Origin of the sequence: Pseudomonas sp. CFBP2511, from assembly GCF_030209255.1 — a bacterium.
In the GTDB taxonomy this organism is placed as follows: domain Bacteria; phylum Pseudomonadota; class Gammaproteobacteria; order Pseudomonadales; family Pseudomonadaceae; genus Aquipseudomonas; species Aquipseudomonas avellanae.
This window is the reverse complement of sequence record NZ_JARVSI010000007.1, coordinates 1-19,590: the sequence shown is the minus strand read 5'-3', so window position 1 is coordinate 19,590 and position 19,590 is coordinate 1. Positions and strand designations below refer to the sequence as shown.

Genomic DNA, 19,590 nt, shown 5'->3' with positions numbered 1-19,590 from the left:
TGAGCCAGTACAGATTTCCCATGGCCGCCGGAGTGGGCTGGTGCGACGCTGCCGCCATGTTCCGCTGAACTCGGTCAGCAACATGCCCAGAGCGCTACGCGCCCGCCGGCACTAAGGAAGACGGTCGAGACGAACACGCCCGTGAGCGACCGCATCCGACTTCGAGCACCAGCTTGGAGCCTGCGTCAACGCCATGAACCAGCACGACTCCATCGGCCAGATCCTGGTGTTCGCGCGCATGAGCGGCACGCTGCACATGCGCCAAATCGCCAGCGCCGACCTAGTGGACGCCGACATTGATGACTACGAAATGGTCGTGTTCGACGGTGGCAACACAAGCGGCGACACGTGGAAGCACGTGTTCTTCCCGCGTCAACGCGAACACTACTTCGTGTACTAGGCCTGCCCACCACCAGCCCCTTTCGAGGGGCTTTTTTCTTGCCGTCGCGCAGGAATATGGGTGCGGCAACGTGCCGTTTCCTGCGAGCAGGTAGCCCACTCCAGGGCCATCCTTTCCCCATGTTCGTCGGCGTTGCCGACACATGCCCAGGCAGCCGAGACCTTCAAGGCTGCAAGTGCGGGAAACCGCACAGGTCGTTTCATTCCAAGGACGCGTCCGCGTCCATCAACGCCACCCACAAGGGACCTCTCCCTTGCGGGCGGGGAATCCCTTGTTTGTTCCTCAAGGAGATTTCCCATGGACCGTTCCCTCGTCAAATCCATGATGCCTTCGCTTGTCGCAGGCCATGTCCCTCGCAACGTGCGGTCGTTCAAGTACCGCGTGTTCGATGATCAGCCGCAGTCTTCGACATTGGGCTTCGCCATCGATCCCCTACCCTTCGATGGGCGCGTGGTCGTGGTGACGGACGACACCATCGTCGTCAAGCTCAAGCCCAGCGAGTTCGCTGTGCTCGATCCCAAACTGGTGACCGTCGTTCCCACCGAAGGCGCCACTGTGCATGTCCAACCCTACGCGCGGCGCCGTTTCGACGGACTGCGCGCGGACACTCCGGAAGTACGCACCGAGATGACGTCGGACGGCGTCCCCTACACCGTCAAGACGCACCTTCTTGGATCCGCGCAGGCCAAGCTTCCCATCCCCACGCCGCAGTGCATGGAGCTGGGCCAGCTCATCGAGCAACTGGAGGAAATGCCGGCGCCCGATGGCTTCCGACGCATTACCCATATGCTGGTCGATGCGGGCGCTCGCGATTTCTCCTGGGTCGATCCGAAGCCGTCCAAGATCATCGAGACGCCTCCGGCGATCACCTTCACGGTCTCGACCGCGAAGTTCGAGGGTCAGGTGAAGGTGCTGTACGACCGCGCGGGGGATACCTACGTGGTGGAGCTGCACCGAGACGGCGAATTGGTCGATCGGCATGACGAAGTGCATTTCGACATGCTCGGCGAAGTGCTAGAGCAACTCATCGACGACGGGCGTTGGCGCCTGATCGACGTGAGTGTCATCAAAGCGAAGGCGGCTCGACCACGCCAGGCGCTGCCGGCATGACGCCCCGCACCGAAGCCAGACGGTTCTTCGGCTGATCCGAGCCGCCGTCACGGCGTTACAGCCCTTCTGTCCATGTGCCCCACAGGCTCTCCATCCATTCGGGTGGAGGGCCTTTTATCTATCCGACACAGGAGATTTCAACCATGTCACTGCGATTCAAAGGCTCCGACCTGCGCCCCGTGTTGACGGAGGCGATCGCCAACCAATGCCGCGTCATCCTAGTCAAGGACCAAGGCGTGTACTTCCTTGCCGAGCACGGGGAGCGTCGCCCGGGTGGACGCGTGAAGCTGCTGGCCTATGCCGTCGGCTGCAACCCGGACACCGATCCGTTTGACAACTGGTGGGAACTGGCGCGCGACGAACTAGGCGGCGACGACTTCGCGGAGTACTTCGATCCGAAGGATGGCGTATTCAATCGCATGCTGCACTCCGCAGACGATCTGATACTGTCCGCCACCGCCACGCATCTGTCGCTGGAGGTAGTGCCTTCCGCATAGCGCGGCTTGCTGAGTCAGATTTGCGATCGAGCGGTCGGCAATGTCCCGAGTGAGCGAATATCCGGACCGGCCCAGGCATTAATGCAGTATTCCAGAAGAAAAAAGGCCCTTCACTCATTGAGTAAGGGCTTTTCTTTTCTGAATGGATTCAGAGCTATTTATCCACGCTTGAACAGGCGTTCGTGCATCCACCCATCGTTGGTCAGGATGACTGCCGCCTTGGCCTGTACATCTCCCTGAGTCTGCTCCGCAAAATTCTTATAATTGGCACGCATGACTTCCGATTTGGCCCAGTCATCTGCACCGTCCACCTTGTAGCGGTAGTTCACCTGCGACAGCTTTACGCCCATCATGTCGCTGGGTTCGGTGAAGTTGTCCACTTCCACGACGGTGTACTTGCCGGTGCAGAAGGCATCTTGTGCAGCCAGCGTGTTTGCACCGTTGGCGACGAGAAATTTCTTGCCGGTATCAGTAATTTGGTATTCGGTGGCCGGCTCCATCTTGTTGCCGAACATGGCTTTGACTTCGGTGTCTCGCTTAGTCAGCAGCCCCGCATCGACCAGCGCATCGGCGCGCTTCTTGTTCTGGCCGCCCATCATATCTTGGTTCGCCAGGGTGAACGGCAAGCCCTTTGCAGGAATCGCAGCGCACAGACCCTTCTGAGTGTCCAGGTACGCCTGGATGGCCTTGCTAAAGTTGCTCTTGTTAGCGTCTTTGGCGCTGCCGCACGCGGCAAGCGTAAGGGCAAGACTGCTAATGGCGACGATTTTGATGGCGGTATGCAAAACGAGCTTCCTCTGTAGGTTAAGACAAGCGGTTATTCATTTTGGCAACGCGATTAGGCGATGCGCGGTTCTCGGCATGGCGGGTAGCTTATAGTCGGTTTGTAGAAGCGGACGGAGCGGTCCGAGGGTGCGGTGAAGCGTCTGTACCAACTGTTCCGCTCGAACGTGGGTGTTGCGCTTGAGCATCTGCATAGTAGCCATGAGTACTCAAGAATGAGGCTCACGCCGCATCACTTTACCGAAAATGTAACTGACCACAACTTTAGAAAATCCCCCAACGATGCGGGACCACACCACGTTCCAACTATTCAAGGAGCGTTTTGAATCCGAGCATCTTGCGCGGACGATTGTAGAGCCGCTGCTCAATCGACCGCAGGTGCGCATTGGTGATGGTGCTGAAATCGGTCTGTCGTGGCAAGTACTGGCGGGTCAACCCGTTGGCATTTTCGTTGCTTCCTCGCTGCTATGCGCAGCACGGATCTGCAAAATAGAAATCGCTCTGCAAGCAGGCAGCAATGAGCCGATGATCAGCGAAGCGTGCTGGTTGCGGCGCAGTTCGCGGTTGATCGTGCTGGGCGCACGCGGCACTGCGCCGGCGATGGCCCGCATCGACATACAAATTTCATATAACGCATGCAGACGGTATCGTTCTGCCAGATCCAGGCGGCGGGATGACATGGGCAACTCCACTTGGCGGTGAAGTCGTTCAGGTCTGGTGGCCTGCACCACTTCACAACCGTTGGTGTTGCGATCCACAGTTGGAGCCGCCAATTTTATTAATATTTTTCTGATTATGTCATCTCTACCGCTGTAACTGATGTGGCAGACGTTGGTCGCCGTGGACAAAGGGAGGCGCTCGGTTACCGATTCATTGCTGCTCCACACATGAGGCCCGGCCATGCTGCCCCCATGCCTGCTGACGTTGTCAGCAACATGCCAGGCAACCATCGGTCTTCGAGGTTGCGGCGCAGTTCCCACTGCGTGACCGAGCCAGCTCGCACCGCATCCATCTGCGAGCGACCACCGGCCTGTCCGGTGGCGGATGCTTTCGCCTTATCAACCCATCGCGGGGTTACGCACCCTTCCCCGCTTGCGTGGCTTGGTGTGCCTCCGCTTTTCCCAATGGAGATCACCATGAACACCACGTCCAACGAGAAATCGTATTTCGATCTGCACACCTCGGGCATCGGCTATCTGCAACGTGCTCGTGAAGTACCCGTCAGGGGCGGCCGCCGTGCGCAGCCTTTCCTGGCATGCACCATCGCCGCGCTGGTCGGCCCCGCCAGGGACCCAAGCTACCGCTACTTCGATGTCAAGGTCTCGGGTGCCGAGGCCAAGAAGCTCGTTCAGCGCTACATCGGCGTTGACGATCCCAAGCAGCGCCCGCTGGTGCGCTTCCGCCTCGGCGACCTATGGGGCGATGCGTACATCCGCGACAAGGGCGAGCACCAGGGCAAGGCCGCAGCGTCCCTCAAGGCGCGACTGCTCAAGGCCGAGCTGATTGAACGGGACGAATTGGCTTCGATCAAACAGCACGAGCTGATCACCCGCGGCATCGGCTACCTCAACCGTCCGAAGGACGTCACCCCCAAGGATGGCGATCCGTTCCTGTCGTGCTCCATCGCCGCGCTGGCCGGACCTGTCGATGAACCGGAGTATCGGTACTTCGACACGATCGTCTCCACCCCTGAAGCCGAGCATCTGGTTCGCCGATGCGTGCAGGCCATCGAAGGGGATCGCAAGGTGCTGATCGCCTTCCGTCTCAACGACATGAAGATCGATCCGTACATCCGCACCAAGGGCGAGCACGCTGGGGAACCTGCCGCGAGCCTTGAATCGACGTTGGTTCACATCGGTCTGATCAAGATCGACGGCACCCAGGTCTATCCGACGAGCCAGACGCAAGCCAAGGCGCCGCCGGCGGAGGACGCATCCGCGCCCAAAGCCGACAACGTCATCGACACGGCCGCCGACACCGTTTCCGACCAGCCTATCGAGTCCGCCGAGCGCGAGTCCGAAGGTGCAGTCGAGGAGCAGGAGCCTGCATTGGTTGCTTCGTTCTGATCCGGCTTGGCCCCTCACGGGGCCTTGCCGCTTTTTCCTAGTTTCTCAAAGGAGAGCCATCATGGCAGTCACATCGGTGCCCGATAGATCGGTATCGCCCATCGTCGTCCCAGGCCAGCTCACACTGCGCATCATCCGCGGTAAAAACGGCCCGTTCCCGGTCGGTCGCCTCTCCACACATCTTGGTGTGTTCGAGGTCAAGGACCCTGAACTAGAGCAGTACCCCGAAGGCAAATACGACGGGGAGTTCGTCATCAGGTACATTTTCCCGAAGTCCTACCCGGTCGGCGGCGGCATGCGATTTGAGATCCGCGCCAGCCTCGACGGAATGACGCTCAACGGCATCGATAAACTGAGCTGTGACGAAGCACGCAGCTTCGCCACCCATGACGTCGATCCCCTCGATGAGGAACTGGGCACGCAGCCGGTGGCAACCCCGGCCAGAGCATCCCGGCCCGCCAAACCTGCCCCCGTGCAGGCATCGGCAGACCCGCTGGTCGATACCACGCCGTTCGGTGTGGATGCGCAGCCGCTCGATACGTCTGCCGCCCCCGGCAGCACCGAAGATCCGGACGCCACGCTTTTCGGCGGGCTGTGGCCGCTGGGCGAATCTGTGAAGCTTGATTCGACCATCGACCGCCGCGCCCTGCGCGCGCAGATCGCCCGCCTTGGCGAGCTGGGTTTCGCGCTGGACTTCAAGACGCAAGAGTGGAGCCGACAGGCCGAGCTGCAACCTGCGTGATCACAAGCACCGCATCCGTGGTGTCCTTCATCCACCCGTCGGGGGTTACTTCCCCATGCGGGGAGGCTCCCGGTTTTTTTCCTGGAGGTCTCATGTCCATTATCACTTGCGATACACCCCGTTGCGCGCTGGATGAATCCGCGTGGCGGGCTCTCTGCGAGACGGCAGCCGCACAAGCCATGAAAGGTTGCGGTCTGTCTCACGACTACTACGTTGAACGCTTCAGTTCGGCAATCGACACGCAAGTTGGTCGATTGCCCGAATCACAGCGCGCACAGGCCTTGCAGATTGCTCAGAAATGGGACTACGCAACACCTGCCGCTCGGCAGGAAGCCCAGGACTGGAATGCTGAAAACGGCTACTGCTCGCATGGCATCGAACTGGGTTACTGCCCGGCCGGTTGCGATTCGTACTGAGAACTAGCAGTGAGTTTCATAGCCGCACACTCGGCAGTTCGAGCCGGACTGAGCGACTTTCTTCCACCCCGTGGGGCAGTACCTGCCCCACGGGCGGTGCTGTCCCCGCTCATCCGAGGACACCACCATGTTTATAAACACTTCTTCCACCACGCTGTACCGCATTGACGAATGCCCGGACGTGATGGCCGACGCTTGCGTCGGCGATGACCAGGGCAACCTGATCTTCCTGTCGATATGGGCGCGAGACACCGCCGTCCAGCAGTTCCTCGCTCGCCTGACCCTCGGGCGCGATGAGCAGGGACTAGACCAGTTCCACGTCATCACTGACCAGGGCGGCAGCGTCCCGATGTTCATCGGCAACGTCGATCGCCTGGAAAAACGCGTCACGCGCGCCTATCGGCGAACGCGGTTCGGCTCTCTCTCCAACGTGTGGCTGTTCGACCGGCGCTGCGTCAAGCCCGACAAAGCCAACGCCAGCGCGCTGGCATTGCTGCCACGCGACAGCGCCCACCGGCTCGACCGCCTGTGGATGCTAGTGCGGGACACCTGCCCGTTGCCGCTGCTCGATCACTGGCGCGAGACCGTGCTGGAACTGCTGCAAACCCGCGAGATGCTGGCCCGCCTTCCGTTCGCCCTCGGGCCGCTGGAAGGCCATCGGCTCGCCATCGACGTGCCGACGCTGACTCTGGCGCTGGGCTCCCTGATCCGCAGTGATGTGCTCACCGCCTATGCCCATCCGGCCAAGATTTCTACGCCGGAAGCGGTAGCGGCTTGACCCACCCGTGGAGCACGCCTTGGCGTGGTTCCGTCATTCATCCCCGCCAACCAGGAGATTTCCATGGCCCTCATGTTCCCGCGGCTAGCCCGCAATTTCGTGAAAACCGGGTACTTCCCCACGGATGAACCCACGCTCGAAAGAGCCCTCAACGCACTGATGCCCAGCGATGGTCCGATGTGCATCCTCGATCCCTGCGCAGGCGAAGGCGTGGCGATCGCCGAAGCCGCCCATGCTCTCGGGCGCGAGCAGGCCAAGGCATTCGCTGTCGAGTTCGACGCGGAGCGGGCGCACCATGCCCGCGGCCTGGTCGATCACTGCCTGCACGCGGACCTGATGGACACGATGATTTCCAAGCAGTCCTTCGGGCTGCTCTGGCTCAACCCTCCATATGGCGACCTGTCCAAGGACGTCAACGGCAACATCGGTTACCAGGGCCAGGGCCGCGCCCGTCTCGAAAAGCTGTTCTATCAGCGAACCTTGTCGCTGGTGCAGTACGGCGGTGTGCTGGTCTTCATCGTTCCGAGCTATGTGCTCGACGCGGAGCTGGTCGGCTGGCTGACGCGTCACTACACGGACCTTCGGATCTACCGAGCAGTGGAGACGCAGTTCAAGCAGGTGGTGATCTTCGGCCGCAGGATGCGCCAGCGCGAGCAGGCGCCGGATGGCGTCAAGGCCATGCGTAATCTGCTGCTGCAGGTTGGGCTTGGCGAAGTCGAAGCCGAGGAGCTGCTAAGCGAATGGCCGTTTCTGCCTTACATCGTCCCCGCCAGTCTGGCCGAGCCGGAGCATTTTTTCCGCGTGACGATGGAGCCGGAGCAGTTCGCCGATGAGGTTGGTCGGCTCCAAGGCCTCTGGCCGTCGCTGGACACGCACCTGGGGGCCGCGCAGCAGTTGCTGCGTCCACCGGCGCGTGCTCTTTCCCACTGGCATCTCGCTCTGGCCCTGGCCGCGGGCGCGATATCCGGCGTGGTGCGTTCCAAGACAGGGCGCCTGCTCGTCGTCAAAGGTGACACCCACAAGGAAAAGACGCTCCAGAGGGAATTCACCGAACGCGACGACGGCTGCATCGCTGAAACCCGGATCCTCACCGACAAGTTCGTCCCCGTCATCCGCGCATGGGATATGACGCCTGGCTCCCCGACACGGGGCGAGGTGTTGACCATTCGCTAATCCCCGGACGCCTGACGTCCCGCTGCACTTCATCAAAGGAGAAACACCATGCTCTCACGTCTGTTCCAGCGGCGTGCGCCGCAAAAGCAACCGTTGTTCGCACCGGCCTCCTTGCAGTTGAGCGAGAAGGTGCATTGGCTGGCCCGCAGAGGCCTCATCGATCCCTTGGCTTATGTGCAGCGCCATGTGCGCGGCGATTGGGGAGAGATCGACGAGGCGACCGGCCAAGCCAACGATGTCGCACTCCAACAGGACAACCTGATGATCTCCTCCTACCGGATCACGCCGGAACTGGTGCTGATCGTCAAGACCAGCGAAGACCACCAGACCACGGTGGTCCAGCTTTCCGAAGAGCGCGACATGATCTGAAGGCAGTACATCGTCATCCCGTCCACCTGACGGAGCCACTTCACTCCGCCAGGGGGTCGTGGCTCAAAGTTTCTTCAAGGAAGAGCCCATGGCATCACATCGAATCGAAACGTACTGCCGGGAGCTGCTGTTTACCCCCGGCGCACTCGTCCTCAGCGCAGACATCGACCGCTTGGTTCGCGCGGGCTGCCTGGATCCGCTTCCGTACTTTCGTCGCCACGTCCGTGGCGACTGGGGTGATGTTACCGAGGAGCAGTGGCACGCCAACTGCATCGCACTGCAATCGGGTGCATTGCTGGAATCGCGCTACTTGGTCAGCCCTGATCTGAGCATTCGCATCGTCACCGATGAGAAACGCCATTTCACCCTCATTGTGCTGCCGTCCTAGGACTGAGCACGTTTCCCCCGCAGGCCGCCAGCGCCTGCGTTTTCCATCCACAGTCGGCCGTGTGCCGATTGAGATTGATCTTCCCACCCGGGGCATGCCATTGCCCCGCTGGGGGTGGTGCATGCCCCATTTTTTTGTGGAGCATCACCATGTCCCTCGATCTTGAATCTACTGCTGCACAAGCCACGCCCGTGCAGAGCGAACTGCTCGACGCGGAATCTTCCCCTTTGACCCTGAGCCTTCAGGATTTCGTTGGTGAGTTCGGCGACGAACTGCTCGACTCCCTCAATCGCGCCAACCCGCCGGTCTATACGGGTCAGCCGCAAACGCGCCGTCAGCTCATCGTCGCCAGCCTCAAGCGCAAACTGTTTGAGGCCCAGGCGGAAGTCGTCCATGCCGCCGCCGAGTTGCTGATCGACCGTGGCGAACGCGCCGCGATCGTCAACGGCGAGATGGGTTGCGGCAAGACGACCGTCGGCATCGCCACGGCCGCCGTTCTCAACGCCGAGGGCTACCGCCGCACCCTGGTTCTTTCGCCACCGCATCTGGTTTACAAGTGGCGGCGCGAGATCCAGGAGACAGTGGCCGGCGCCAGGGTCTGGGTACTCAACGGCCCCGACACGCTGGTCAAACTTATCAAACTGCGCGAGCAGTTGGGTGTGCAGCCCACGGGCCAGGAGTTCTTCGTCCTGGGGCGTGTGCGGATGCGGATGGGCTTCCACTGGCGGCCCGTCTTCACCCGGCGGCGCACCCGCCACGGCGACGTGGCAGCCTGCCCGGACTGCGGCCATGTCATCACAGACCTCGACGGCGAGCCGGTCAATCCGATCGAACTCGACGCCGAGGAGTACCGCAGGAAGTGCAGCCATTGCGCCGCACCCCTGTGGACGCTGATCCGCCCGAGAAGCCTGTCCGGTAGCGACCAGTCTTCGGCCGTCCTCAAAGCCTTGAAACGGATTCCCACGATCGGGGAAGTCACCGCGCAGAAGCTCATGAAACGCTTCGGTGACGGCTTCCTCGCCTCGATGTTGGGAGACAACGTGCATGAGTTCATCAACCTCATGGACGGCAACGGTGAGCTGGTGTTTTCCGACCGCCAAGCCACCCGCATGGAACGGGCGATGGCGAACATGGAGTTCGGGTTTGGCGAGGGTGGCTACCAACCGTCCGAGTTCATCAAACGCTACCTGCCGCAAGGCACGTTCGACCTGCTCATCGCTGATGAAGCGCACGAGTACAAGAACGGCGGCAGTGCCCAGGGCCAGGCCATGGGCGTGCTGGCGGCGAAGGCGCGCAAGACGCTGCTCCTCACCGGCACCTTGATGGGCGGCTACGGCGACGACCTGTTCTACCTGCTGTTCCGCGCCCTGCCTGGGCGGATGATCGAAGACGGTTACCGCCCGTCCACGAGCGGCAGCATGGCCTCGGCCGCGATGGCGTTCATGAGGGACCACGGAGTCCTCAAGGATATTTATTCGGAAAGCACAGGTACGGCGCACAAGACCGCGAAAGGCTCGAAAGTCAGTGTCAGAACGGTCAAGGCCCCAGGTTTCGGCCCCAAGGGCGTGCTGCGCTGCATCCTGCCGTTCACGGTCTTCCTCAAGCTCAAGGACATCGGTGGCAACGTCCTGCCTCCGTATGACGAGGAGTTCCGTGAAGTCGCGATGGACACGGCACAAGTCGCGGCCTACCGCGACCTGGCGGGTCGGCTGACCGCAGAGCTGAAGCAGGCTCTGGCGCGACGCGATACGACTTTATTGGGGGTGGTCCTCAACGTACTGCTGGCCTGGCCGGATTGCTGCTTCCGGTCGGAGACCGTCTTACATCCGCGCACGCGCGACACCTTGGCGTTCGTCCCGGCTCAGTTCCACGAGTTCGAGATCAGCCCCAAGGAGCGTGAGCTGATCGACATCTGCAAGCAGGAGAAGGCGCAGAGGCGCAATGTCCTGACCTACACGGTCTATACCGGCAAGCGCGACACCACGTCACGCCTGAAGGTGCTGCTGGAGCAGGAAGGCTTCAAGGTGGCGGTGCTGCGCGCGAGCGTAGATGCCAGCCGCCGTGAAGACTGGATCGCCGAGCAGTTGGACCGCGGCATCGATGTGCTCATCACCAACCCCGAACTCGTCAAGACGGGATTGGACCTGTTGGACTTCCCGACGATCGTGTTCATGCAGTCGGGCTACAACGTGTACTCGCTCCAGCAAGCGGCACGCCGCTCCTGGCGCATCGGGCAGAAAGAACCCGTGCGAGTGATCTATCTCGGCTACGCCGGCTCATCGCAGATGACCTGCTTGGAGTTAATGGCCAAGAAGATCATGGTATCGCAGTCCACCTCGGGCGACGTGCCCGAATCGGGGCTGGATGTCCTGAACCAGGACGGTGATTCTGTCGAGGTCGCGTTGGCCCGACAGCTTGTCGCCGCCTGACTATCTCCACTTACGGCCCTTCGGGGCCGTTTTTTTTAACCGTTACCGGCAAATCAGACGCGGCGTGATTCGCATTGTTTGCTGTTGCACACGTCGTTAGCGGTGATGGTGAGGGCTCGATGTTTCAGGACGCCGAGCTATGTGCCCTTTTCCACTCTGGTTTCATCATCCCGAACGCCGCCTGCTGGCGGGAACCCTCGGCCTGCTCTGTTCGGTGCTGGCTGGCGGCTGCGCGACGACTGCGGCGCCGCACGCGCCCGATGCCATCAAGGAAGCCTCGCCCGCACCGGAACTCGAGGCACCGCAGTTCATTCCGGTCGTGCGCTATGGACGCTACACCTTGGTGGAACTGGCCCCGATGGCGGCGCAGCGCGACCTGCTGCTGCAGACCGTCGATGTATCCATGCCCGCAGATGCACGCGCCACGGTCGGCGACGGACTCCGGCACGTGCTCAAGCGCAGCGGCTACCAGCTTTGCGAGACGGCGCACGCCGTGATCGAGCTATACCCGCTGCCGCTGCCGGTGGCGCACCTGAATCTGGGCCCCATGACCTTGCGCAATGCGCTGCTCACTCTGGCCGGCCCGTCCTGGGAGCTGCACGTGGATGACCGCACGCGCCAAGTCTGCTTCGAGCAGGTCCACGGCGACGCTACCGCGCCGATGCCCGAACCGCCTGCCACCGACGCGATGCAGACGTTTCCCCTCGCGGGAGGCCAACCATGAACAACGCCTCGCAGCCTTCCCGGCGAGCGACTGCCGCCGTAGTCGTGCAAAGCCTGCTCTGGCTTGGGCTGATCAGCCTGAGCGTCTTCACTGCCGTGAACTATCAAGCGATGAACGACCTGACCGACCCCAAGCAGGTCGATTCCGGTCTGCAGCGCCTCCAAGCGCAGGTCGCCGGGCTCACCGAAACCACCCAAGCCTTGCAGCAGCGGCCGGCAGCGGCAACGGCGGCAGGACTGCAAGACACCCGCCAGGCCCTGGACGCCCGCATCGCACATATCGAGCAGACGCTGTTCGGTCTTGCCTCCATGGACGACCTTCAGGCGCTGCGCGTCGAGGTCGAGCAGATCAAGACACGACAGGCGACGACACGTTCGGCTACGCCTGTGAAGCCGCGCCCACAGAGCAAGCCCACTGCCGCCAAGTCTGAGCTGGCCCCGCTGCCATTCCGCATCGTAGGCGCTGAACTGCGTGCCGGCCAGCGAAGCGTATCCGTCGCCCCGGCCGAGGGGAATTTCACCGCCGACCAGGTGCAGGTACTGCTGCCCGGCGACGCGGCCGGTCTGTGGCGCTTGCAGGGCATCGAAGGAAATACCGCCGTGTTCCAGGCGGGCGAGCAGACCCGCCGCCTAGCGATTCCCTGACGCAGAGACCATGCGATGAAACACTGTCCCGTTCTCATTCTATCGCTGCTGGCAGCGCTGCACCTGCCGGCTTCGGCCCAGCAGCCTGCCACCGCTCAGTCCCGTAATATGCCCAACCAGGAGCGGCCCCTGGCAGGCCGCATCCTGGACGACCGCGTGGCGCGCGACTGGGGCCTGCAACCGCAGGATTGGGCGCGCTACCGCGAGCTGATGGAGGGACCACTCGGCATCTACTCACCGAACCTGGACCCGCTATCGGCCTTGGGAATCGAGGCCCGCACCGACGAAGAGCGGCGGCGCTACGCAGAGTTGCAGGTGCAGGTCGAAGCGCGTCGCGTGGAGAAGCTGCTGGCGTACCAGCGCGCCTACGACGAAGCCTGGCAGCGGCTGAACCCTGGCATGCAGCGCGTGAACCTGCCCGATGACAAACCAGGCGCCGCCGTGCGCAGCAGCGGCCGCATGGCAGTATTCATTAAGGACGGCTGCGCCGCATGCGGGCAGCTCGTGCAACGCCTGCAAACTTCGGGCACCGAGTTCGATCTGTACATGGTCGGCAGCCGACAGGAAGACGCGCGTATCCGCGACTGGGCCAAGCGCGCGCAGATCGATCCAGCACGAGTGCGCAGCGGCAGCATCACGCTCAACCACGACGGCGGCCGCTGGCTGTCACTCGGCCTAACCGGTGATCTGCCGGCCGCCGTGCGCGAGGTGAACGGTCAATGGCAGCTTCAGCCGTAGCCGCTATGCCCGTCTTGCCGCACCTGCGTGCAGTGGTGCTAGCTGCGGGCCTGTACGCCTGCGCCGCCCAGGCCCAGGAGATGCCGCCGCCGGCCTACCAGCTTGCCGCGCAGAGCGCCGGCATTCCTTCGCCGGTGCTCTACGCCGTGGCCTTGCAGGAGAGCGGCATCCGGCGCCACGGGCGCGTCGTCCCATGGCCGTGGTCCCTCAACATCGCCGGCCAATCGCGCCGCTATGCGACCCGCGCCGACGCCTGCGCCGGTTTGCAGCAAGCCATCCGCTCCACGCCGCACACGCGCATCGACGCTGGCCTGGGCCAGATTAACCTCGGCTACCACCAGCAGCGCTACGCCAGCGCGTGCGACTTGCTCGACCCGTACCGCAATCTCGCCATCGCCGCCGAGATCCTGCAAGAGCAGCACACCCCCGGCGAAAACTGGCTGGTGGCGATCGGCCGCTACCACCGCCCCGCCGGTGGCGAGCCCGCAGCCCGCTATCGGCGCAGCGTGTCCCGCCACCTCGCGCGCGTGCAGGGCACGCGCCCAACCACCGCAGTCCTCGCCGCGCGGCAGGAGACCTCCCCATGACGAAATCCCATCTGGCCCATCTCGCGGCGAAGGGCCTGCTCGTGCTGTTGGCGGGTCTGCCGCTGACCTCGCGTGCCGGTGAGTCGCTGATCGTGGTCGAAGACCGTGGCGGCACGTCCGCGCTACCGTACTACGAAGCCCTGAACCTCCAACCGCGTGTCAACTCCCCTGCCCGGCCGCAGATCCCGACGCCCCAGGTTCCCGCCACCCCCGCAGACGAGGCCGCGATGCTGCCGGTGCGCAGCACCAAGCTCACGCCCGGCACCGTCGCGCGGCGAGTGATCGAGGCCCCTGGCCTTCGGCCTTTCGTGGTCGCCGGCGACGACAAGGCTTCCCAAGACTGGCTGCGGCGCAATGCGGCCTCGTTGCACGAGCGCGGCGCGGTCGGCCTGGTGGTCAATGTCGAGACCGTGCAGGCATTGGCGCGGCTACGCGCATTAGCGCCCGGCGTTCAAATGGCCCCCGTGGCCGGCGACGACCTGGCAGAGCGCTTGGGCCTGCGGCACTACCCGGCGCTGATCACCGCCACCAGCATCGAGCAATGAACCCATGTCGGGCAAACAGCCGGTTGAAGTTCTACTTCGCCCAGCAGTGGAGCTATACACCGTCGCAGCGTGTGCAGGCGCCGCGTTTCTGTCCTTGGTGGCCCCGTGGTCGCTTGCGCTGAGTCCGGGCATGGGCGTCGGCAGCGCGCTGGCATTCAGTGCCTACGGCGCGATTCGATACCGCGATGCCCGCATCATACTGCGCTACCGGCGCAACATCCGCCGCCTGCCGCGCTATGTGATGACGAGCAAGGACGTGCCGGTCAGCCAGCAGCGGCTCTTCATCGGCAAGGGCTTTCTGTGGGAGCAGAAACACACTCATCGGCTGATGCAGACGTACCGGCCGGAGTTCCGCCGCTACGTTGAACCGACTCCTGCATATCGGCTGGCAAGGCGGCTGGAAGAAAGATTGGAGTTCGCGCCGTTTCCGCTTTCGCGCTTGCCTGGGCTCACGGGCTGGGATGTGCCTTTCAATCCGGTGCGGCCGCTGCCGCCCGTGGGTGGCCTCCCGCGACTGCATGGCATCGAACCGGAGGAAGTGGACGTCAGCCTGCCGCTGGGCGAGCGCGTCGGGCATTCGCTGGTATTGGGTACAACGCGCGTGGGCAAGACACGGCTCGCTGAATTGTTCGTTACCCAGGACATCCGCCGCAAAAACGCCGCAGGCGAGCATGAAGTCGTCATCGTCATCGACCCCAAGGGCGATGCTGATCTCCTGAAGCGCATGTACGTCGAGGCCAAACGCGCGGGCCGCGAAGGCGAGTTCTACATCTTTCACCTTGGATGGCCGGAGATTTCCGCGCGCTACAACGCCGTGGGGCGCTTCGGGCGCATCTCGGAAGTCGCCACCCGCATTGCCGGTCAGCTCTCTGGTGAAGGCAACAGCGCAGCTTTCCGCGAGTTCGCTTGGCGCTTCGTGAACATCATCGCGCGGGCATTGGTGGAGCTGGGACAGCGCCCGGACTATATGCTGATCCAGCGGCACGTCATCAACATCGACGCGCTGTTTATCGAGTACGCCCAGCATTACTTCGCAAAGACCGAGCCCAAGGCCTGGGAGGTGATCGTCCAGATTGAGGCCAAGCTCAACGAGAAGAACATCCCGAGGAACATGATCGGACGCGAGAAGCGCGTCGTGGCGCTTGAGCAATACCTCTCCCAGGCGCGCAACTACGATCCAGTGCTCGACGGCCTGCGCTCGGCGGTCCGGTACGACAAGACGTATTTCGACAAGATCGTCGCATCGCTTCTGCCTCTGCTGGAGAAGCTCACCAGCGGCAAGATCGCGCAGCTCCTGGCGCCGAACTACTCAGACCTGGCGGACCCGCGGCCAATCTTCGATTGGATGCAGGTGATCAGGAAGCGTGCCGTGGTCTATGTGGGCCTGGATGCGTTGTCCGACGCCGAGGTCGCCGCAGCGGTCGGAAACTCCATGTTCTCCGACTTGGTATCGGTTGCTGGGCACATCTACAAGCATGGGATCAACGATGGCCTGCCGGATGCATCGGCGAGCGCGCTGGTGCCGATCAATATCCATGCCGACGAGTTCAACGAGCTGATGGGCGATGAGTTCATACCGCTCATCAACAAGGGCGGCGGCGCCGGGCTGCAAGTCACCGCCTACACGCAGACGCTCTCCGACATTGAAGCCCGAATTGGCAACCGCGCGAAGGCCGGTCAGGTTATCGGCAACTTCAACAACCTGTTCATGCTGCGGGTCCGGGAGACGGCCACTGCTGAATTGCTGACCCGGCAATTGCCCAAAGTCGAGGTCTATAGCACCACCATCGTCTCGGGCGCCACCGACAGTTCGGACATTCGCGGCGCGACAGACTTCACGTCCAACACCCAGGACCGTATCAGTATGTCCAGCGTGCCTATGATCGAGCCATCGCACGTGGTCGGCCTGCCCAAAGGACAGTGCTTCGCGCTGCTGCAGGGCGGTCAGCTCTGGAAGATCAGAATGCCGCTGCCTGCCCCTGCCCCCGATGAGGTCATGCCGCAGGATCTGCAACAGCTCGCGGGCTACATGCGTCAGACCTACACCGACGCCACGCAGTGGTGGGAGTACACCAGCTCTTCGGTTATGCAGGACGCGGCCTTGCCTGGCGACCTGCTTGATGAGGTGGTCACCGCTGTGCCCATCGCCGACGCCGGCGCGATAGATGACAGCGGCAACGAGGCCTCGCCATGAGAGACGTCGCCTCAACCGCGCAACGAGAGCAGAACCAGAGCCAAGGCCTGATCGTCGGCACCCTTACGCTACCGTTTCGGCTGCTCGCGGTGTTGATCGGCTCGCTGCTGTTTTCGATCGTCGTGGAGTGTGTCGGCATGCACCTGTTCTGGAAGGACCAGGGATGGCGCCACTCCCAGCAGATGTTGCAGTCCGAACTGGGGCACCTCTCCAGTCACTTCACGCGCAGCATGGTCGTGCAGGAGCCGGGGCGCACGGCGCACGAGCTGGTGGATACCGGCTACGAATGGGTGTTCGTGCGCTCAGGCTTGTTGGAACGGATGAGCCAGACCGCCGAGCGCGCCCACGCGCCAAGCAACGGACAGACGCGCAACTTTCGCTACTACATTAGCCAAGTCTACGTCTTGACCGAGAGCTATCTGATCGCTGCTGCCTTCACGATGCTGACCTTCATCGTGCGTCTGCTGGTCCTGGTTCTCACGCTGCCACTGATCTTCACGGCAGCATTCGTTGGTTTGATCGACGGCCTGGTGCGGCGCGACGTGCGTCGATTCGGTGCGGGTCGGGAATCTGGCTTTATTTATCACCGGGCAAAAGCGAGCCTGATGCCGCTGGTCGTGCTGCCTTGGGTGACCTACCTCGCGCTGCCGATCTCAGTGCACCCGTTGCTGATCCTCTTGCCCAGCGCAGCCTTGCTGGGCTGGGCTGTGAGTCTGACCGCCGGGAGCTTCAAAAAGTACCTCTAGACCATCAATCCGGTCGCCCACGAGTTCCGATTGTTTGCGGCCTGAAGTCGCCTTGATCTCCACGATCAAGCCATTGCTGAACACACAGGAATGGCGCGATGGTGGCTTCAACTTGGCTACGCGCCGCGCATCGCGGCGTGCCCACTTTTCTCTTGACGGCCCTCTTGATGGGGCAGTCCCCAATGGCGTTGGCCGAATCTCCGGCACAGCGCCAGGAACTGGTCGCCGCGCTGCGCCAGCTTGATGCCCTGGAGCGCACCGTCGCGAACAGCGCCGCGCATACCCCCATCACACCGGGCGAACGCTACCACTTCGACTACCCGCGTCTCCTGGCTGATCTGGCGCGCGTGCGCGTCGGCATCCAGGACCACCTCACGCCATCGCGTGCCCAGCCGCGTGATTCCTCCGAACTGGCCGGTGACTACCGCACCGAGCAGCGCACCGAGCTGCCGCGGACGACCGCGGAGGGCGAGCCATGAACGGTGCCCAGATCTCGGCATTTCAAGCCAACAGCGGCATCGCGCCTTCAGCGATGGCGACCGTGCTGGTCGGCGTCGTGTTTGCGGTCCTGCTCGTCTGGGGCGTCTGGGCCATCCGAACCGCCTACGTGGGGTGGTCGGAGAGCCGCCTCAACCAGCGCCAGTTCCTCGGCGTCTGCATCCGCTTTGTCGCGATGTACCTCGTCCTGAGTTTCTTCCTCCTCTCCTGACCTGAAAGGACTGACCATGCAAAGCCGTATCCTCACGACTCGTCTTGCCCAACGCGCCATGGTGGCCCTTGGCACCGCAGCGCTGCCCGCGCTGTCGTTCGCGCAGGGCCTGCCTCAGTTGGAGAACCCGACCAGGGGTACCGGCAACGGCATTATGGAGACCATCCGCAATTACGGTTACGACATCATCATGCTCGTGGCCTTGCTGGTGGTGGCGTCGATGTTCATCGGCGTCTGCTACCACGCATACGGCACCTACGCGGAAATCCACACCGGTCGCAAGACCTGGGGCCAGTTCGGCCTCACGGTCGCCATCGGTGCCGTACTGCTCGTGATCGGCATCTGGCTGCTCACCGAAGCCACCGGCATCCTGTAAGGGGCTGGCCATGTCCGAACACCAGCACGTCCGTGCCGACGGGACGGTGACGTTCCTTCCGCACCGGCTCAACCGCCATCCCGTTGTTGTGCGTGGACTCACCGCCGACGAGCTGTGGATTTGCTGCGGTCTGTCCGGCGGCGCCGGCCTGCTGGTCGGCGCGCCGCTGTCCTGGGTGTTCCGCACGATCGCACTCGCGCCCACGTTCGTCGTCCTGGGCGTGGCCCTCGGCGTGTTCATCGGCGGCGGCATCCTCCGTCGACTCAAGCGTGGGCGGCCAGATACCTGGCTATACCGGCAGTTGCAGTGGCGGATCACCATGCGCCATCCGCTCGCAGCCAACTGGGTGGGCGGCCGTACGCTGATCTCGCACTCGGGTTTCTGGTCCACCCGCAGGTCCATGCCAAGGGGGGCGCGATGAGCCGCTTCAAGAACGAGATCACCCACCTGCAGGCGCACATCAAGACGCTGCGACTGGGCGCCGGCGCGCTGGTGATCCTCGCCCTCGTGATGGGCGGCGGCTGGTGGAGCGCACCGCGCGACCTGACGATCCACGTCCCACCGGATTTGCGCTCGGGGAGCACCCGCAAGTGGTGGGAGGTCCCGCCCGAATCGGTCTACTCCTTCACGTTCTACGTGTTCCAGCAATTGAATCGCTGGCCGACCAATGGCGAGGAAGACTACCCGCGCAACCTGCACGCACTTTCGCCGTACCTCACACCGTCCTGCCACGCCTTTCTGCGTGCCGACTTCGATTACCGGCGCAGCACGGGCGAACTGCGGCACCGCGTGCGCGGCATCTATGAAATCCCTGGCCGCGGCTATGGCGATGATCCCAACGCCCGCGTGCGCGTGGTCTCCGACCGCGACTGGGTGGTGACGCTGGACATCAGCGCCGACGAGTACTACGGCGCCGAGCAGGTCAAGCGCGCCCTGGTGCGCTACCCCATCAAAGTCACGCGGGTGGACGTCGACCCCTCGCACAACCCGTTCGGCTTGGCACTGGACTGCTACGACGGCACGCCCCAGCGCATCAGCGCACCGGAAGCCTCCCGCCCAGCGGCTGGCGGCCTGTCTCCGCAAGCGCCCCAAGGAGAAACACCATGAAGCACCCTGTACTCGGGGAGCCTAGAGAATTCGGAAAAAATCGTACGCTAAGGTTTTCCGAGCTGTCGT

24 protein-coding genes and 2 pseudogenes are annotated in these 19,590 nt (G+C 63.0%); 23 read left to right on the top strand and 3 right to left on the bottom strand.

Annotated features, from left to right (window positions below):
- The first annotated feature begins 193 nt into the window (after window positions 1-193).
- The 3 genes from QRN38_RS06430 to QRN38_RS06420 all read left to right on the top strand — a co-directional run bounded on the left by QRN38_RS06430 (window position 194) and on the right by QRN38_RS06420 (window position 2,007).
- A complete protein-coding gene (locus QRN38_RS06430) occupies window positions 194-400 on the top strand; it encodes a hypothetical protein (protein ID WP_011269730.1) in 207 nt (68 codons plus the stop codon).
- Window positions 401-697: 297 nt separating this feature from the next.
- Window positions 698-1,510, top strand: coding sequence for a hypothetical protein (locus tag QRN38_RS06425; RefSeq protein WP_057417701.1), 813 nt, complete (start codon window positions 698-700; stop codon window positions 1,508-1,510).
- Window positions 1,511-1,653: 143 nt separating this feature from the next.
- Window positions 1,654-2,007 (top strand): DUF3085 domain-containing protein, encoded by a 354-nt coding sequence (locus tag QRN38_RS06420; RefSeq protein ID WP_011269728.1) that lies wholly within the window; start codon window positions 1,654-1,656, stop codon window positions 2,005-2,007.
- Window positions 2,008-2,165: 158 nt separating this feature from the next.
- On the opposite strand, the gene QRN38_RS06415 is transcribed toward QRN38_RS06420, so the two are convergent.
- From QRN38_RS06415 to QRN38_RS06405, 3 genes and pseudogenes are all read right to left on the bottom strand, one after another.
- Window positions 2,166-2,792, bottom strand: coding sequence for an SEN1982 family lipoprotein (locus tag QRN38_RS06415; RefSeq protein WP_015471960.1), 627 nt, complete (start codon window positions 2,790-2,792; stop codon window positions 2,166-2,168).
- A 304-nt stretch (window positions 2,793-3,096) separates the two neighbouring features.
- Window positions 3,097-3,330: pseudogene (locus QRN38_RS06410) on the bottom strand (IS30 family transposase); the annotation flags it as partial.
- A gap of 17 nt (window positions 3,331-3,347) precedes the next feature.
- Window positions 3,348-3,470 (bottom strand): annotated as a pseudogene (locus tag QRN38_RS06405) (helix-turn-helix domain-containing protein); the annotation flags it as partial.
- 456 nt (window positions 3,471-3,926) lie between these two features.
- Between QRN38_RS06405 and QRN38_RS06400 the strand changes: the two are divergent.
- From QRN38_RS06400 to QRN38_RS06305, 20 genes are all read left to right on the top strand, one after another.
- Window positions 3,927-4,856: a DUF3577 domain-containing protein gene (locus tag QRN38_RS06400; RefSeq protein WP_011269726.1), complete on the top strand. Its 930-nt coding sequence runs from the start codon at window positions 3,927-3,929 to the stop codon at window positions 4,854-4,856.
- 61 nt (window positions 4,857-4,917) lie between these two features.
- Window positions 4,918-5,598: a DUF3275 family protein gene (locus QRN38_RS06395; protein WP_011269725.1), complete on the top strand. Its 681-nt coding sequence runs from the start codon at window positions 4,918-4,920 to the stop codon at window positions 5,596-5,598.
- A gap of 92 nt (window positions 5,599-5,690) precedes the next feature.
- Window positions 5,691-6,014 (top strand): hypothetical protein, encoded by a 324-nt coding sequence (locus QRN38_RS06390; RefSeq protein WP_011269724.1) that lies wholly within the window; start codon window positions 5,691-5,693, stop codon window positions 6,012-6,014.
- A 127-nt stretch (window positions 6,015-6,141) separates the two neighbouring features.
- Window positions 6,142-6,792 (top strand): hypothetical protein, encoded by a 651-nt coding sequence (locus QRN38_RS06385; RefSeq protein WP_011269723.1) that lies wholly within the window; start codon window positions 6,142-6,144, stop codon window positions 6,790-6,792.
- Window positions 6,793-6,831: 39 nt separating this feature from the next.
- On the top strand, window positions 6,832-7,965 hold the full coding sequence (locus QRN38_RS06380) for a DUF6094 domain-containing protein (RefSeq protein ID WP_258077705.1): 1,134 nt from the start codon (window positions 6,832-6,834) through the stop codon (window positions 7,963-7,965).
- Window positions 7,966-8,013: 48 nt separating this feature from the next.
- Window positions 8,014-8,334: a hypothetical protein gene (locus QRN38_RS06375; protein WP_015471964.1), complete on the top strand. Its 321-nt coding sequence runs from the start codon at window positions 8,014-8,016 to the stop codon at window positions 8,332-8,334.
- An 88-nt stretch (window positions 8,335-8,422) separates the two neighbouring features.
- Window positions 8,423-8,722: a hypothetical protein gene (locus tag QRN38_RS06370; RefSeq protein ID WP_042825931.1), complete on the top strand. Its 300-nt coding sequence runs from the start codon at window positions 8,423-8,425 to the stop codon at window positions 8,720-8,722.
- A 149-nt stretch (window positions 8,723-8,871) separates the two neighbouring features.
- Entirely contained in the window at window positions 8,872-11,151 is a 2,280-nt protein-coding gene (locus QRN38_RS06365; protein ID WP_057417702.1) for a helicase-related protein, read from the top strand.
- Between the two features lie 139 nt (window positions 11,152-11,290).
- Window positions 11,291-11,875, top strand: a complete 585-nt coding sequence (gene pilL2 / locus QRN38_RS06360; RefSeq protein ID WP_011269718.1) for a PFGI-1 class ICE element type IV pilus protein PilL2 — start codon at window positions 11,291-11,293, stop codon at window positions 11,873-11,875.
- On the top strand, window positions 11,872-12,519 hold the full coding sequence (locus QRN38_RS06355) for a hypothetical protein (protein ID WP_029996184.1): 648 nt from the start codon (window positions 11,872-11,874) through the stop codon (window positions 12,517-12,519). Before pilL2 ends, QRN38_RS06355 begins: the two co-directional genes overlap by 4 nt.
- A gap of 15 nt (window positions 12,520-12,534) precedes the next feature.
- Window positions 12,535-13,257, top strand: a complete 723-nt coding sequence (locus QRN38_RS06350; protein WP_057417703.1) for a TIGR03759 family integrating conjugative element protein — start codon at window positions 12,535-12,537, stop codon at window positions 13,255-13,257.
- A gap of 5 nt (window positions 13,258-13,262) precedes the next feature.
- Window positions 13,263-13,844 (top strand): transglycosylase SLT domain-containing protein, encoded by a 582-nt coding sequence (locus QRN38_RS06345; RefSeq protein WP_011269715.1) that lies wholly within the window; start codon window positions 13,263-13,265, stop codon window positions 13,842-13,844.
- Window positions 13,841-14,389: an integrating conjugative element protein gene (locus QRN38_RS06340; protein WP_011269714.1), complete on the top strand. Its 549-nt coding sequence runs from the start codon at window positions 13,841-13,843 to the stop codon at window positions 14,387-14,389. The genes QRN38_RS06345 and QRN38_RS06340 overlap by 4 nt, the downstream gene beginning before the upstream one ends.
- A 4-nt stretch (window positions 14,390-14,393) precedes the next feature.
- A complete protein-coding gene (gene traD / locus QRN38_RS06335) occupies window positions 14,394-16,583 on the top strand; it encodes a type IV conjugative transfer system coupling protein TraD (RefSeq protein WP_011269713.1) in 2,190 nt (729 codons plus the stop codon).
- Window positions 16,580-17,329 carry a TIGR03747 family integrating conjugative element membrane protein gene (locus tag QRN38_RS06330; protein WP_011269712.1) on the top strand — a complete coding sequence of 250 codons (750 nt, stop codon included), beginning with the start codon at window positions 16,580-16,582 and terminating at the stop codon, window positions 17,327-17,329. The genes traD and QRN38_RS06330 overlap by 4 nt, the downstream gene beginning before the upstream one ends.
- Before the next feature lie 98 nt (window positions 17,330-17,427).
- Window positions 17,428-17,808 carry an integrative conjugative element protein, RAQPRD family gene (locus QRN38_RS06325; protein ID WP_011269711.1) on the top strand — a complete coding sequence of 127 codons (381 nt, stop codon included), beginning with the start codon at window positions 17,428-17,430 and terminating at the stop codon, window positions 17,806-17,808.
- Window positions 17,805-18,038: a TIGR03758 family integrating conjugative element protein gene (locus QRN38_RS06320; protein ID WP_012438501.1), complete on the top strand. Its 234-nt coding sequence runs from the start codon at window positions 17,805-17,807 to the stop codon at window positions 18,036-18,038. The genes QRN38_RS06325 and QRN38_RS06320 overlap by 4 nt, the downstream gene beginning before the upstream one ends.
- Window positions 18,039-18,096: 58 nt before the next feature.
- Window positions 18,097-18,414, top strand: a complete 318-nt coding sequence (locus QRN38_RS06315; protein WP_011269710.1) for a TIGR03745 family integrating conjugative element membrane protein — start codon at window positions 18,097-18,099, stop codon at window positions 18,412-18,414.
- Window positions 18,415-18,424: 10 nt separating this feature from the next.
- Window positions 18,425-18,835: a TIGR03750 family conjugal transfer protein gene (locus tag QRN38_RS06310; protein ID WP_012438502.1), complete on the top strand. Its 411-nt coding sequence runs from the start codon at window positions 18,425-18,427 to the stop codon at window positions 18,833-18,835.
- Window positions 18,832-19,521: a PFL_4703 family integrating conjugative element protein gene (locus QRN38_RS06305; RefSeq protein ID WP_012438503.1), complete on the top strand. Its 690-nt coding sequence runs from the start codon at window positions 18,832-18,834 to the stop codon at window positions 19,519-19,521. Before QRN38_RS06310 ends, QRN38_RS06305 begins: the two co-directional genes overlap by 4 nt.
- Window positions 19,522-19,590: the final 69 nt, after the last annotated feature.